Annotated in this window: 13 protein-coding genes; 1 reads left to right on the top strand and 12 read right to left on the bottom strand. The window is 69.2% G+C overall.

Annotation, left to right across the window (positions count from 1 at the left end; genetic code table 11):
• Positions 1-52: 52 nt before the first annotated feature.
• Positions 53-496, bottom strand: a complete 444-nt coding sequence (locus tag P2PM1_RS00215) for a response regulator (protein ID WP_186386197.1) — start codon at positions 494-496, stop codon at positions 53-55.
• Between the two features lie 164 nt (positions 497-660).
• Positions 661-1,161, bottom strand: coding sequence for an Lrp/AsnC family transcriptional regulator (locus P2PM1_RS00210; RefSeq protein ID WP_186397771.1), 501 nt, complete (start codon positions 1,159-1,161; stop codon positions 661-663).
• A gap of 137 nt (positions 1,162-1,298) precedes the next feature.
• On the opposite strand from P2PM1_RS00210, the gene ald reads away from it, so the two are divergent.
• Positions 1,299-2,435: an alanine dehydrogenase gene (ald, locus tag P2PM1_RS00205; protein WP_186397770.1), complete on the top strand. Its 1,137-nt coding sequence runs from the start codon at positions 1,299-1,301 to the stop codon at positions 2,433-2,435.
• A gap of 264 nt (positions 2,436-2,699) precedes the next feature.
• Here the strand turns inward: ald and P2PM1_RS00200 are convergent, their stop codons facing one another.
• From P2PM1_RS00200 to P2PM1_RS00155, 10 genes are all read right to left on the bottom strand, one after another.
• Positions 2,700-2,969 carry a glycine zipper domain-containing protein gene (locus P2PM1_RS00200; protein WP_186397769.1) on the bottom strand — a complete coding sequence of 90 codons (270 nt, stop codon included), beginning with the start codon at positions 2,967-2,969 and terminating at the stop codon, positions 2,700-2,702.
• A 126-nt stretch (positions 2,970-3,095) separates the two neighbouring features.
• Positions 3,096-3,365 (bottom strand): glycine zipper domain-containing protein, encoded by a 270-nt coding sequence (locus P2PM1_RS00195; RefSeq protein ID WP_186386193.1) that lies wholly within the window; start codon positions 3,363-3,365, stop codon positions 3,096-3,098.
• Between the two features lie 201 nt (positions 3,366-3,566).
• Positions 3,567-5,192: a glucose-6-phosphate isomerase gene (gene pgi / locus P2PM1_RS00190; RefSeq protein ID WP_186397768.1), complete on the bottom strand. Its 1,626-nt coding sequence runs from the start codon at positions 5,190-5,192 to the stop codon at positions 3,567-3,569.
• 76 nt (positions 5,193-5,268) lie between these two features.
• Positions 5,269-6,195 carry a calcium/sodium antiporter gene (locus P2PM1_RS00185; protein ID WP_186397767.1) on the bottom strand — a complete coding sequence of 309 codons (927 nt, stop codon included), beginning with the start codon at positions 6,193-6,195 and terminating at the stop codon, positions 5,269-5,271.
• 144 nt (positions 6,196-6,339) lie between these two features.
• The gene (locus tag P2PM1_RS00180) at positions 6,340-6,666 is read right to left on the bottom strand and encodes a hypothetical protein (RefSeq protein WP_186397766.1); all 327 of its coding nucleotides are present in this window, start codon (positions 6,664-6,666) and stop codon (positions 6,340-6,342) included.
• 146 nt (positions 6,667-6,812) lie between these two features.
• Positions 6,813-7,457 (bottom strand): bifunctional 4-hydroxy-2-oxoglutarate aldolase/2-dehydro-3-deoxy-phosphogluconate aldolase, encoded by a 645-nt coding sequence (gene eda / locus P2PM1_RS00175; protein ID WP_186397765.1) that lies wholly within the window; start codon positions 7,455-7,457, stop codon positions 6,813-6,815.
• Between the two features lie 27 nt (positions 7,458-7,484).
• Positions 7,485-9,320, bottom strand: a complete 1,836-nt coding sequence (edd, locus tag P2PM1_RS00170; protein ID WP_186397764.1) for a phosphogluconate dehydratase — start codon at positions 9,318-9,320, stop codon at positions 7,485-7,487.
• 177 nt (positions 9,321-9,497) lie between these two features.
• Positions 9,498-10,970 (bottom strand): glucose-6-phosphate dehydrogenase, encoded by a 1,473-nt coding sequence (zwf, locus tag P2PM1_RS00165; RefSeq protein ID WP_186386187.1) that lies wholly within the window; start codon positions 10,968-10,970, stop codon positions 9,498-9,500.
• Between the two features lie 30 nt (positions 10,971-11,000).
• Positions 11,001-11,930 (bottom strand): carbohydrate kinase, encoded by a 930-nt coding sequence (locus tag P2PM1_RS00160; protein ID WP_186397763.1) that lies wholly within the window; start codon positions 11,928-11,930, stop codon positions 11,001-11,003.
• The gene (locus P2PM1_RS00155; RefSeq protein ID WP_186397762.1) at positions 11,927-12,916 is read right to left on the bottom strand and encodes an alpha/beta hydrolase; all 990 of its coding nucleotides are present in this window, start codon (positions 12,914-12,916) and stop codon (positions 11,927-11,929) included. The genes P2PM1_RS00160 and P2PM1_RS00155 overlap by 4 nt, the downstream gene beginning before the upstream one ends.
• Positions 12,917-12,919 lie beyond the last annotated feature (3 nt).

Here is a 12,919-nt window from a genome sequence, read left to right as displayed (position 1 = left end):
TGCGATCAAGCGTCTTGCGGCAAAAGGATTGGGGCCGTGGAAAAGCGCGGCCTCAGGCGCGCGCCCTGGCGCAGGCGCGCGGCGGATGGCGGGCGGCCAGGGTGTCGCGGAGAAGATCGGCCGCAAGCCGCTGGATGCTGGCCATGCTGTCGGGCTTGGTGACGACCGCGTCGGCACCGGCGCGCAGGGCCAGTTCGGCGGTGCGGGCACTTTCGGTCGTCGACAGGATGATGATCGGGGTGGCATCGAGGCAGCGCCGGGCGCGCAGGGCGGCGAGCACGTCGAGCCCGGTCAGGCCCGGCATGTTCATGTCGAGCAGGATGGCGTCGGGCAGGGGAAGGCCGGCCGAGATCGTCCGGTCGATCTCGGCAAGGGCGGTAGCGCCGTCGGCGGCGGTGACGAGCGAGAGCGTTTCGGGTTCGGGACAGGCGCGCTGCAGCAGATGGCCGAACATCCACAGGTCGTCCGGATCGTCGTCGACGATCAGGAGCGTCAAGCCGGATAGGCCCCTGGATATACCTGCTGTCTTCATACCTGGACCGCCAAGGCTGGGCCTCGCGAAAGATCCCGAGTGCCAAGACAGACTATCAGTAAATTAGACAGGGTACCAGAAGGTCGGCCTGCGACCTTCTGGCCGGGTCGGCGGTCGGGGCGGCGGCGCTATCTGTCGTCGTCTTCCGGCAGCGGATAGGCGGTGCTGCGGGAAATGGTGCGGATCGCGAAGGAGGAGCGCATGCGCGAGACGCCCGGCAGGCGGGCGAGATGGTCGCGGTGGATGCGCTCGAAGTCGATCGGATCGGCGGCGGTGATGCGCAGCAGATAGTCGGCGTCGCCCGCCATCAGATGGCATTCCATGATCTCCGGCGAGCGGGCGACGGCCTGCTCGAAGCGGGTCAGCACGTCGTTCGACTGGGAGGTGAGCGAGATCTCCACGAAAATGTTCATCCGCCGGCCGATGCGGGTCTGGTCGAGCAGGGCGACGTAGCGGTCGATGACGCCGCTGTCCTCCAGCATCCGCACCCGGCGCAGGCAGGCGGAGGCGGACAGGCCGACGGCGTCCGCAAGATCGGCATTGGCGATGCGCCCGTCGACCTGCAGCAGGGCAAGGATATGCCGGTCGATCCGATCCAGCTTTGCGACTTCCTTCGAAGAATGTTTCATCAATCAGCCATTCTGCGCTTCAATCTTGCGCAGATTGCGAGGACGAGGCCGACAACGCAAGCAAATTCGAGGCGTTTTCGCGTAACATTCCCGATTATCCCGACCGCCGGGCGGTCGAGCACGGAGGAGGTACAAGAATGCGCGTCGGTGTGCCGAAGGAAATCAAGAACCACGAATATCGCGTCGGCCTGACCCCCGACAGCGTCCGCGAACTGGTGGCCAATGGCCATGAGGTGCTGGTGGAGACCGGGGCGGGGCAGGGCATCGGCGCGGATGACGCCGACTATCAGTCCGCCGGCGCGTCGATCGCCGCGACTGCGGCCGAGGTCTTCGACGCCTCGACGATGATCGTCAAGGTGAAAGAGCCGCAGGCGTCGGAGCGGGCGATGCTGCGGCCGGACCACCTGCTCTTCACCTATCTGCATCTGGCGCCGGATGCGCCGCAGACCGCCGATCTCGTCAAGTCGGGGGCCACCTGCATCGCTTATGAGACGGTGACCGACGGGCGCGGCGGGCTGCCGCTGCTGGCGCCGATGTCGCAGGTCGCCGGCCGGCTGTCGGTGCAGGCGGGCGCGACGGCGCTGGAGCGGGCCCATGGCGGCGCCGGCGTGCTGCTCGGCGGCGTGCCGGGCGTGGCGCCGGCCAAGGTGGTGGTGATCGGCGGCGGCGTCGTCGGCGCCCATGCGATCACCATGGCGCTCGGCCTTGGCGCCGACGTGACCGTCCTCGACCGGTCCATCGACGTGCTGGGCAGCCTCTCGGCGCGCTTCGGCGCGGCGCTGCGCACGGTCTATTCGACCCGTTCGGCCGTCGAGCAATATGTGCTGGAGGCGGATCTGGTGATCGGCGCGGTGCTGGTGCCGGGAGCGGCGGCGCCGAAGCTCGTCACCGCCGACCATGTGCGGCGGATGAAGGCCGGTTCGGTGCTGGTGGATGTCGCCATCGACCAGGGCGGCTGCTTCGAGACCTCGCATGCCACCACCCATGCCGAGCCGACCTATGTGGTCGACGGGGTGGTGCATTATTGCGTCGCCAACATGCCGGGCGCGGTGCCGCGCACCTCGACCTACGCGCTCAACAACGCGACGCTGCCCTTCACCCTGGCGCTGGCCAACAACGGCTACGCCAAGGCGCTGGCGGACAACCCGCATCTGATGAACGGGCTGAACGTCCATGCCGGTCATGTGACCTGCGAGGCGGTGGCGACGGCGCTTGGCTACGACTATGTCGCGCCGGCCAAGGCGCTGGCCAGCGGCATCTCCGCCGCCGCCTGATCGCGGCCGCAGGGCTGAACGCAGCGAGGCCGGCCAGGACCCTTGGCCGGCCTTGCTTGTGTGCGAACCTTGTTTGGTGTGCGAACGCCTGAAACCGCGATCTAGTGTGGTGAATTTGAAATACGCCTCATTTTTGCAGCGTGCTGGTGAGCGTATTTCAAATTCGAAAACCACACTAGAAACATAGACTTGCTAGTCACCCTTTTGAATCTGAAGTTCGTTCAGAGCATGCCGAGACATGTGACGAACTTCAGATTCGGGTGACTAGGGGCAGGCCACATAGTGGCGACGGCCGTAGCGGTCGGTGGTGACGCAGTTGCGGGGTGTGGTGGCCGAGCCGATCACCGCGCCGCTGGCGCCGCCAATGGCACCGCCCACGAGTGCACCGCCGACATCGCCCGTTGCGGCGGCTCCGATGGCAGCGCCGGTGGCGGCGCCGAGGCCACCGCCGACCAGCGCGCGGTCACGCTGGCTGTCGGCCTGACAGGCGGCAATCAGCAGGGTCGCCGCCGTAACGATCACGATCTTCTTCATCAAATTCGCCTCCGATTGGTTGGCCGGACTGCGTTTCGCGAGAAACGCATGCACCACCGCAACGGTCGGCCGAAGCTTGCGTTGCGGCGGTCAGGCATGTCCCTCTCGGGCGGGCGAGGTCGCCTCTTACGGGCAGGCAACCCGGTAGCGACGGCCGTAGCGGTCGGTCGCGATGCAGTTCTTCGGCGTGGTGGCCGAGCCGACCATGGCACCGCCGACACCGCCGATGACACCGCCGACCAGTGCGCCGCCGACATCGCCGGTCGCCGCCGCGCCGATCACCGCGCCGGTCGCGGCACCGAGGCCGCCACCGACCAGCGCGCGGTCACGCTGGCTGTCGGACTGGCACGCCGCCAGCAGAAGGGCCGTTGCACCCACGAGAACAATCCTGACCATTTTCCAACTCCTCACATGTCCAAAGGTTCCGGCGACTGTCGCCTCCCGACAGGCCCTTCAGCAGGGAGGGTCGGAGTCTCCCTTGCGTTGCTGCCTATCTGAGCATCAAAACCGGGATCAGTCTAGCGCCAGGCTGAGGCGAAGCTGTGACGTAGATCATTGGACGGCGGTTCTTTTCCACCTGCGGTTAACGGAGCGGCATCATTGCCTTCGCAGCCGGGCGAGGAGGCCGAGGGTCGAGCTGTCGCGCCCCGTCGCCGGCTCCCGTCCGTCCAGCATCGGCAGCAACTCGTTGGCCAGCACCTTGCCGAGTTCGACGCCCCACTGGTCGAAGGAGTTGATGTTCCAGACGGCGCCTTCGACGAAGACCCGGTGCTCGTAAAGGGCAATGAGCCGGCCGAGGGCGCGCGGCGTCAGCCGGTCGTGGACGATGGTCAGCGACGGCCGGTTGCCGGGAAACTCCTTGTGCGGGGCAAGGCGGGCGACTTCCGCCACCGACTTGCCCTCGGCGACCAGCAGCGCCTCGGCTTCCGCGCGCGTGCGCCCGTTCATCAATGCTTCCGACTGGGCGAGGCAGTTTGCCACCAGCAGGGCGTGGTGATGGGCAAGGTCCGGTTCGTGCCCGTTCGCGGCGACGATGAACTCGCAGGGAATCACATCCGTGCCCTGATGCAGGAGCTGGTAGAAGGCGTGCTGACCGTTGGTGCCCGGCTCGCCCCAGACCAGCGGCCCGGTGGCGCAGTCGACCGGCTCGCCGGCCAGCGTCACGCGCTTGCCGTTGGACTCCATGTCGAGCTGCTGCAGATAGGCGGGCAGGCGGGCGAGGCGCTGGTCGTAGGGAAGGATGGCGCGGGCGGGAAAGCCGCAGACATTGCGGTGCCAGATGCCGGCAAGTCCGAGCAGCACCGGCAGGTTTTCCATCGCCTCCGCCTCGCGGAAATGGCGGTCGAGCGCATGCGCGCCCTCCAGGAAGCTCGCGAAATTCTCCGCGCCGATGGCGATCATCACCGGCAGGCCGATGGCCGACCACACGGAATAGCGCCCGCCGACCCAGTCCCAGAAGCCGAAGACCCGCGCCGCGTCGATGCCGAAGGCGCCGACCTTGTCGAGAGCCGTCGAGACGGCCGCGAAATGCGCGCCGACGGCGTCTTCCCCCAGCGCCTTGACGATCCACTGCCGCGCGGTGCGGGCATTGGTCATGGTCTCGATGGTGGTGAAGGTCTTGGAAGCGACGATGATCAGGGTGGTGCGGGGATCGAGCCCCTTCAGCGTGTCGGCGATATGGGCGCCGTCGACATTCGAGACGTAGTGCAGGCGCGGACCGTCGGCGAAGGGGGCGAGCGCTGCCGTCACCATCGCCGGGCCGAGATCGGACCCGCCGATGCCGATGTTGACGACGTCGGTGAAGGGTCGGCCGGCGGCGGAGAGAATCGAGCCGTCGCGGATGCCGCGGGCGAAGGCCTCCATCTGCGCCAGCGTCGTGCGGACGCTCGGCATCACGTCGCGGCCGTCGACGAGAACGGGCGCCTCGCCCCGGTTGCGCAGGGCGACATGCAGCACCGCGCGCGCCTCGGTCGCGTTGATCGGCTCGCCGGCGAACATCGCCGCGCGGCGGTCTTCCATGCCGCGCGCACGGGCGAAGGCGGCGAGGCCTGCGATCGTGTCGCGGTCCCAGTGCAGTTTCGACAGGTCGAGCAGCATGTCCTCGAAGCCGAAGGAGAGGGCATCGAACCGGCCGGGGTCTTCGGCGAAGAGACGGCGCAGGCCGGTGGCGCGGAAGCTCTCCGCCCGCTGCTTCAGGTCTTGCGGGAGTGCGGGCCCGGTCATGATCATCCTCCTCCTTGTTGGGTCCGGTATGTCGTCCGGTGTGTCGTCGGGGGTGTCGGTCGGGCCGGTTCGCGCGTCAGACGAACAGCACCGTACAATACCAGCCATAGGCGGCAAGCAGGGCCAGCCCCACCAGCCTCGGCACGCGCGGCGCGACCGCCAGCAGTGCGGCGATGACAAGGGTGACCGCGAGCATCACCGGGATGTCGAAGCGCGCCATCTGCGGCGCGACGGGGATCGGCGCGAGGACGGCGGTCACGCCCAGAATGCCGAGAATGTTGAAAATGTTCGAGCCGACCACGTTGCCGATGGCGATTTCCGGCTGACGCTTCATCGCCGCGACGACGGAGGTCGCAAGCTCCGGCAGGCTGGTGCCGACGGCGACGATGGTGAGGCCGATGACCGCATCGGGGACGCCGATCCTGGCGGCGAGGCTCGTCGCACCCTGGACGAGGAAGTCCGCCCCGAAGACCAGCGCCGCAAGGCCCGCGGCGATGAAGCCGAGCATCTGCCAGAGCGTCAGGGCGGTTCCGGTGTCGGGAAGCGTCGCCCCTTGCGAGCGGCCGCGGATCGCGCTGTAGGTGAGATAGGCCGCCAGCAGGGCCAGGAAGAGCAGGCCGTGCCAGGGGCGAAGGACCCCGCCGGGAGCGATGAGCGCGAGCAGCGCGGCGCTCGCCAGCATGGCGAGAAGGTCGCGCCGAAGGCCGGGCAGGCGCGAGGACAGCGGCGCGACGACGAGGGCGAGGCCGAGGATCAGCAGGATGTTGGCGGTGTTGGAGCCGACGACATTGCCGATGGCGATATCGGGCAGGCCCGCCAGGGCAGCATTGAGCGAGACCAGCAGTTCCGGCATGGAGGTGCCGAAGCCGACGACGGTCAGGCCGATGAGCAGCGGGGAGATGCGCAGGCGTGCGGCGAGCACCACCGCGCCCCGCACCAGAAAGTCGCCGCCGAGGAACAGCAGGGCGAGACCGAGGCCGACGAGAGCCATATCGATGAGCATGGGGGAGCCGATCCGGGGCGCCGCGGCGGCAGGCTGCGCGAGGAACCCAAAGAGGCGATCCGGCTGCCGCGACCGGCGACCCATATCCGCAGGAGTGCGCCGCCGGACAGGCCGGACCGGCAGGCGCATCGATGGGGACTGCGATCAGCCCGCAGGCTGTGCCGTGTCCTCGGCAAGCCTCTCGCGCTCGCTGGCGGCGAGGGCGAGTTCGCCGCGGATCGCGAGGGTGGCCAGGCGCCAGGTGGCCCAGGCGGCACCGGGGACAAGCAGAACGGCAAGGGCGATGGTGCCTGCCGAGCCGAGCGACAGGATGCCGATGAAGGCCCAGAGGGTGCCGAGGGTCAGCGTCCAGATCTCGGCGGAAAACAGCAGCACGGCGGAAATCACGACGACATAGAAGGTAAACCCCGGTCGGACGCCGGTCCGACGGGTGGCCACCGCCGGAGCGGTGGTGTTCGATGAGCTCGACATGGGAGACAGCCTCGCGAAATGCGGATCTGGCGATCCGCGACCCGAAGCAGATGGGAGCGGGCACAGGGTCCCGCAAGATCGCCGGGAAACCGGAGGCGGGAATATTTTCTGCCACGGTCCGCTCCCTCCCCCGGTCGGGCGCCGTCTCAGGCCGGAAGCTTCGACGCCTGGCGGGCACGGGCCTCGATGCCGTCCCAGTCCTCGGCGGCGATGGCGTCGGGCCCGGCGATCCACGAGCCGCCGACGCACACGACGTTGGGCAGGGCGAGATAGGTCGGGGCGGTCTTCTCGGTGATGCCGCCGGTCGGGCAGAAGCGCGCGGCCGGCAGCGGCGAGGCAAGCGACTTCAGCAGCGCCGCGCCGCCGACCGCCTCGGCCGGGAACAGCTTCAGGCGGGAATAGCCGGCCTCCAGCAGCTTCATCACTTCCGAGGCGGTGGCACTGCCCGGCAGCAGCGGCACGTCGTGGTCGGACGCGGCCGCCAGCAGCTTGTCGGTTGCGCCGGGCGAGACGACGAAGGTGGCCCCCGCCGCGACGGCGGCCTGGTACTGCGCGGCATCGAGCACGGTGCCGGCGCCGACGAAGGCGCCTTCCACTTCGCTCGCGACAGCCCGGATCGCCTCCAGCGCCTTCGGCGTGCGCAGGGTGATCTCGATGGCCGGCAGGCCGCCGCGCACCAGCGCGCGGGCCATCGGCACGGCCTTTGCGGGGTCGTCGACGATCAGCACCGGGATGACCGGCGCGGCCTGCATGATCTTGTCGAGGCGTTCGGTGTTCTGGCTGGTGGCCATAAGGTCAGTCTCCGTGAAGGGTCGGCGTCAGGCGGCGAAGCCGTGAGTGCCGAAGACATGGGCGCCCTGGTCGGCGGGGCCGGCGAAGGCGCGGAAGGCGGCGAAGAGGTCGCGGCCGACGCCGTGCTGATGGACCGAAAGATCGGCGGTCGCCGGCGTGCGGGCGGCGAACTCCGCCGCATCGACCAGTACTTCGAGCCGCCCGGCGGGCGCATCGACGCGCAGGAGGTCGCCGTCGCGGATGCGGGCGATGGGCCCGCCGTCGACGGCCTCCGGCGTGACATGGATCGCCGCCGGCACCTTGCCGGAGGCGCCCGACATGCGCCCGTCGGTGACCAGCGCGACCTTGATGCCGCGGTCCTGCAACACGCCGAGCGCCGGCGTCAGCTTGTGCAGTTCCGGCATGCCGCAGGCGCGCGGGCCCTGGAAGGGCAGCACGGCGATGAAGTCGGAGGTCAGCTCTCCTGCCTTGAAGGCGGCCTGCAGGGCCTCCTGCGAGGCGAAGACGCGGGCGGGGGCCTCGACCACCCGGCGCTCGGGGGCGACGGCGGAGACCTTGATCACCGCGCGGCCGAGATTGCCCTCAAGCACCGTCACCCCGCCGTTCTTCTGGAACGGCTCGTTCGCCGTCGACAGGACCTTGGGATCGCCGCTGTCGCGGGTCGCCGGCACCCAGGCAACCCCGCCCTCGTCAGTCAGCCGCGCCTCGACCGTATAGGCGTCGAGGCCGGTGCCGTTGACCGTGCGCACGTCGCGGTGCAGCAGGCCGGCCTCCAGCAATTCGCCGATCAGGTAGCCCATGCCGCCGGCCGCCTGGAAGTGGTTCACGTCCGCCATCCCGTTCGGATAGATGCGGGCGATCAGCGGCACCGCGTCGGAGAGGTCGGAAATATCGTCCCAGGTCAGGCGGATGCCGGCGGTGGCGGCGATGGCGACCAGATGCAGGGTGTGGTTGGTGGAGCCGCCGGTGGCATGCAGGCCGACGACGCCGTTGACGATGGCGCGCTCGTCGATCATCTCGCCGACCGGCGTATAGGCATTGCCGAGCGCGGTCAGCGCCAGTGCGCGCTTTGCCGCCTCGCGGGTCAGCGCATCGCGCAGCGGCGTGTTTGGATGCACGAAGCTGGCGCCCGGCAGGTGTAGGCCCATGATCTCCATCAGCATCTGGTTGGAATTGGCGGTGCCGTAGAAGGTACAGGTGCCCGGCGAATGGTAGGACTGGCTCTCCGCCTCCAGCAGTTCGGCGCGGCCGATCTTGCCTTCCGCATAGAGCTGGCGGGTCTTGGCCTTCTCGTCGTTGGACATGCCGGTGGGCATCGGACCGGCCGGCACGAAGACCGCCGGCAGATGGCCGAAGGACAGCGCCCCGATCATCAGGCCGGGAACGATCTTGTCGCAGATGCCGAGGAAGACGGCGGCGTCGAACATCTGGTGCGACAGGCCGATGGCCGTCGACATGGCGATCACGTCGCGGGAGAACAGCGACAGTTCCATGCCGGCCTGGCCCTGGGTGACGCCGTCGCACATCGCCGGAACGCCGGCGGCGACCTGGGCGACGGCGCCGACCTCGCGGGCCGCCTCGCGGATCAGCTCGGGGAAGCGCTCATAGGGCTGATGCGCCGACAGCATGTCATTGTAGGCGGTGATGATGCCGAGGTTCGGCACCACGTCGCCGGCCAGCCGCGCCTTGTCGGTGACCCCGCAGGCGGCAAAGCCGTGGGCAAGGTTGCCGCAGGACAGCGTCGAGCGGCGCGGGGCGTTTTCGGCGGCCGCACGGATGCGGCCCAAATACTGGCCGCGGCTGTCGCGGCTGCGCTCAATGATGCGCTCGGTGACGGCGGCGATCGTGGAATGAAGGCTCATGGCGGTTTCCGTCCTTTCGGTTGCGGTCTGTCCGGCGGGAGTGGGCCGGATGGCTCACTTCGGATGACCGGCGATCCTGTGGACCGGCAGGCGATGCCTGTTCCGGCACGACGTTTAAATCGATTTAATTTCCCGTTCAACCGGGATGCGTTCACCGCATCCCGGCAAGTCGTTCGTTCAGATCAGGTCCTCGAACCAGGTGCGGCCGTCGCGCTCGATCAGGGCGATGGCGGCCGATGGTCCCCATGTCCCTGACGTGTAGCCCTTCGGCGGTTCCTTCAAGGTCGACCAGGCCTGCAGGATCGGATCGACCCAGGCCCAGGCCGCCTCGACCTCGTCGCGGCGCATGAACAGGGTCTGGTTGCCGCGGATGACGTCCATGATCAGCCGCTCATAGGCATCCGGATTGCGCACGGCGAAGGCCTTGGCGAAGGACATGTCGAGCGGCACCTGGCGCAGGCGCATGCCGCCGGGGCCGGGGTCCTTGATCATCACCTGCATGCGCACGCCCTCGTCCGGCTGCAGGCGGATGACCAGCCGGTTCGGAGAGATCGCGCCGGCCTCCTCGCCGAAGATCGAATGCGGGATCGGGTGAAACTGCACGACGATTTCCGAGACGCGGGCGGCGAGGCGCTTGCCGGTGCGCAGGTAGAAGGGAACGTTGGCCCAGCGCCAGTTGGCGATCTCCGCCTTCACCGCGACGAAGGTCTCGGTCTGCGAGGCCGGGTCGTTCAACTCCTCCAGATAGCCGGGCACGGCGCCGCCGGACGAGGCGCCGGCGCGGTATTGGCCGCGCACCGTGGCGCGGGCGGCGAGATCGGCATCCATCGGCTTCAGCGCCTTGAGCACCTTCAGCTTCTCGTCGCGCACCGAATCCGCGTCCATCGACTCGGGCGGCTCCATGGCGACGAGGCAGAGGAGCTGGAGAATGTGGTTCTGCACCATGTCGCGCATGGCGCCGGCGGTGTCGTAATAGCCGGCGCGGCCCTCGACGCCGAGCGCCTCGGCGACGGTGATCTGCACATGGTCGATATGCGCCGCGTTCCACAGCGGCTCGAACAGCGCATTGGCGAAGCGCAGGGCCATCAGGTTCTGCACCGTCTCCTTGCCGAGATAGTGGTCGATGCGGAAGATCTGGTCCTCGCGGAACACCGCGCCGATGGAGGCATTGACCTCGCGGGCGGAGGCGCCGTCCTTGCCGATCGGCTTTTCGATGACGACGCGGGCAAGTTCCGTGGCAAGGCCGTGGGTGCCGATGCGCTCGCAGATCGGCTCGAAGAAGTCCGGCGAGACGGCGAGGTAGAAGGCCCGCACCACCTCCTCGCGGCCGGACAGGGCGGCGGCGAGGTCCGGCCAGCCGCGGTCCCCGGCGGCGTCCGCCGCGATATAGAACAGGCGGTCGAGAAAGCGGGCCAGCGAGTGGGGCTCGACGTCGGAAACGTGCTCGTCGATCGCCTGCCGCGCGAACTCGCGGTAGTCGCTGATCGACATCTCGCGCCGCGAACAGGCGAGGATGCGGGCGTCGTCCGGGAGCTGGCCGTCGAGATCGCGGTGATAGAGGGCGGGCAGCAGTTTCCGGTGGGCCAGATCGCCGGTGGCTCCGAAAACGATCAGGTCAAACGGGGCGACTTCGATGACGCGCGCGGCCATGGCGGTCCTTTCACTTGTGCGGTTTCGCCCTCAGGCGGCGAGTTCGGCACGGCGGGGGAGGTCCGCTCCGCGCCGGGTACAGGTAATGGCAGAGGCTCTGCCTGCATACTCCAGAAGATCGGCGAGCGCGTCTTCCCCAAGGCCCGAAAGCCCGGCGCGGCTGCGCGCGGCGGTGTCTCCAAGGCGCGCGAGCAGCGCCGCCTGGAACGTGTCGCCGGCTCCGACCGTGTCGGCGACCGTGACGGGACGGCCGGGCACGCTTGCCGTCGATGTCGCGGTGAAGGCGCTCGCGCCCTCGCGTCCCCGCGTCACCACGACCAGGGCGGGGCCTCTGGCGAGCCAGTCGCGCGCCAGCTCGGCCGGGTCGGTGCCCGGATAGAGCGTCTGCGCGTCCTCGGCGCTGATCTTCAACAGGTCGACATTCGGCAAGAGCGCGTCGAGCCGGCCGCGCCAGGCGGCAAGGTCGGCAACGACCGTGGGCCGGATGTTCGGATCATAGGCGACGAGGCGCCGGCCATGTTCGCGCCGCACCAGGTGCAGCAGGGCGTCGCCGACCGGCGGCACGAGCGCCGAGAACGAGCCGAGATGGATCGTGTCGATGCCCTCCGCAAGCGCCGGCAGGTCACCCGGCGTGACGAGACGGTCGGCGGCGCCCTCGCCATAGAAGGAATAGGCCGGGCTGCCCGAGGCATCGAGACCGACGACGCTGAGGGTGGTCAGCGCGTCGCTGTCGATGACGAGGGAGGTATCGACGCCCTCCCGCTCCAGCGCCGCCTTGAGACGGCGGCCGAAGAAGTCGCGCGACAGGCCGCCGAAATAGGCGACCGGCACTTCGAGCCGCGCAAGGCCGATGGCGACGTTGAAGGGCGAGCCGCCGATGCGGGCATCGAGGGTCAGCGTCCCGCCGTCGCCGTCCTCGGCGAACAGGTCGAACAGCGCTTCGCCGCAGACGAGGATCATTGAACGGGGCTCCTTCGGGATGTCGTGCCGGGGTCGTCGAGAACCATCCCGGCGATGGCCTCAAGGACGCCGTCGGCGAGGGGGAGGTCGGGGTTCGCGTAAGCCTCGAGATTGGCTGTCCGCTCGGCCGGTGCCGACTTGAACATGTGGTTGACGCCGTTAAGGCGCACGAGGCGCGCATCGGGGCGGGCGGCGGCGAGCGCCTCGGCGTCCGCCATCGTCACCTGCAGGTCGGTCGTGCCCTGCAGGATCAGGACGGGCAGGTCCGTCGCGGCGATCATCTTCGCCGGATCGTGGGCGAGCAGGTCGATCACATAGGGCTGCACCGAGGGGCGAAAGATCCCGGCAAGCTGCGGGTTGACGTTGGAAAGATCGGCCGGTTGGCCGGCCTCCAGCTTTGACAGGATGGCTTCGAGCGCGTCCAGCGTCGGCTGGCGCAGCGGGCTTTCGGGCAGGTTCGCGCGGAACTGTTCGCGCAGCAGGGCGCCCAGCGGACGGCCCGGGGTCGCGGCCAGCACCAGGCCGCAGAGGCCTTCGGGGCGGGTGCTCGCCGCCTTCAGCGCCACGAGGCCGCCCTCGCTATGGCCGAGGATCCAGACGCAGGGCGCGCCGGTTCTCGCGCGCAGGACCTTGATCCAGGCATGGGCGTCGTCTGCATAGGCGGCTAGCGTCACGTCTTCAGGGTCGCTCACGGCCTCGCTGCTGCGGTTGAGCCCGCGCTTGTCGACGCGGGCGGAGGCGATGCCGCGGCCGGCAAGGCCCTCCGCCAGCAGCCGCAGCGTCGCGGCGCGGATGCCGGGGAACTGGTTGCCGTCGCGGTCGCTGGTGCCCGAGCCGGGGATCATCAGCACCACCGGAGCGTCAGCCCCGGCCGGGCCCGCGAGGAGGCCGCGCAGCGGTCCCTGCGGGCCGGGCGCCTCGATCTCGGCGGCCGAGGCCGCTGCGAGCGAGGCGGCCAGCACGGCGGCGGTCAGCAACAGGTGCATCCA

It is taken from the genome of Stappia sp. P2PMeth1 (assembly GCF_900185735.1).
In the GTDB taxonomy this organism is placed as follows: Bacteria; Pseudomonadota; Alphaproteobacteria; order Rhizobiales; family Stappiaceae; genus Stappia.
Note: the sequence above shows the minus strand (reverse complement) of the source record. Positions and strands in the feature narration are given on the sequence as shown.

Excerpts from the sequence above, each read along its gene's own strand:
- ald (WP_186397770.1), top strand. The coding sequence starts at position 1,299 with ATGCGCGTCGGTGTGCCGAAGGAAATCAAGAACCACGAATATCGCGTC.
- edd (WP_186397764.1), bottom strand. The coding sequence starts at position 9,320 with ATGAGCCTTCATTCCACGATCGCCGCCGTCACCGAGCGCATCATTGAG.
- P2PM1_RS00160 (WP_186397763.1), bottom strand. The coding sequence starts at position 11,930 with ATGATCCTCGTCTGCGGCGAAGCGCTGTTCGACCTGTTCGCCGAGGAC.
- P2PM1_RS00180 (WP_186397766.1), bottom strand. The coding sequence starts at position 6,666 with ATGTCGAGCTCATCGAACACCACCGCTCCGGCGGTGGCCACCCGTCGG.
- zwf (WP_186386187.1), bottom strand. The coding sequence starts at position 10,970 with ATGGCCGCGCGCGTCATCGAAGTCGCCCCGTTTGACCTGATCGTTTTC.
- P2PM1_RS00195 (WP_186386193.1), bottom strand. The coding sequence starts at position 3,365 with ATGGTCAGGATTGTTCTCGTGGGTGCAACGGCCCTTCTGCTGGCGGCG.
- pgi (WP_186397768.1), bottom strand. The coding sequence starts at position 5,192 with ATGACCGGGCCCGCACTCCCGCAAGACCTGAAGCAGCGGGCGGAGAGC.
- eda (WP_186397765.1), bottom strand. The coding sequence starts at position 7,457 with ATGGCCACCAGCCAGAACACCGAACGCCTCGACAAGATCATGCAGGCC.
- P2PM1_RS00200 (WP_186397769.1), bottom strand. The coding sequence starts at position 2,969 with ATGAAGAAGATCGTGATCGTTACGGCGGCGACCCTGCTGATTGCCGCC.
- P2PM1_RS00185 (WP_186397767.1), bottom strand. The coding sequence starts at position 6,195 with ATGCTCATCGATATGGCTCTCGTCGGCCTCGGTCTCGCCCTGCTGTTC.
- P2PM1_RS00155 (WP_186397762.1), bottom strand. The coding sequence starts at position 12,916 with ATGCACCTGTTGCTGACCGCCGCCGTGCTGGCCGCCTCGCTCGCAGCG.
- P2PM1_RS00210 (WP_186397771.1), bottom strand. The coding sequence starts at position 1,161 with ATGAAACATTCTTCGAAGGAAGTCGCAAAGCTGGATCGGATCGACCGG.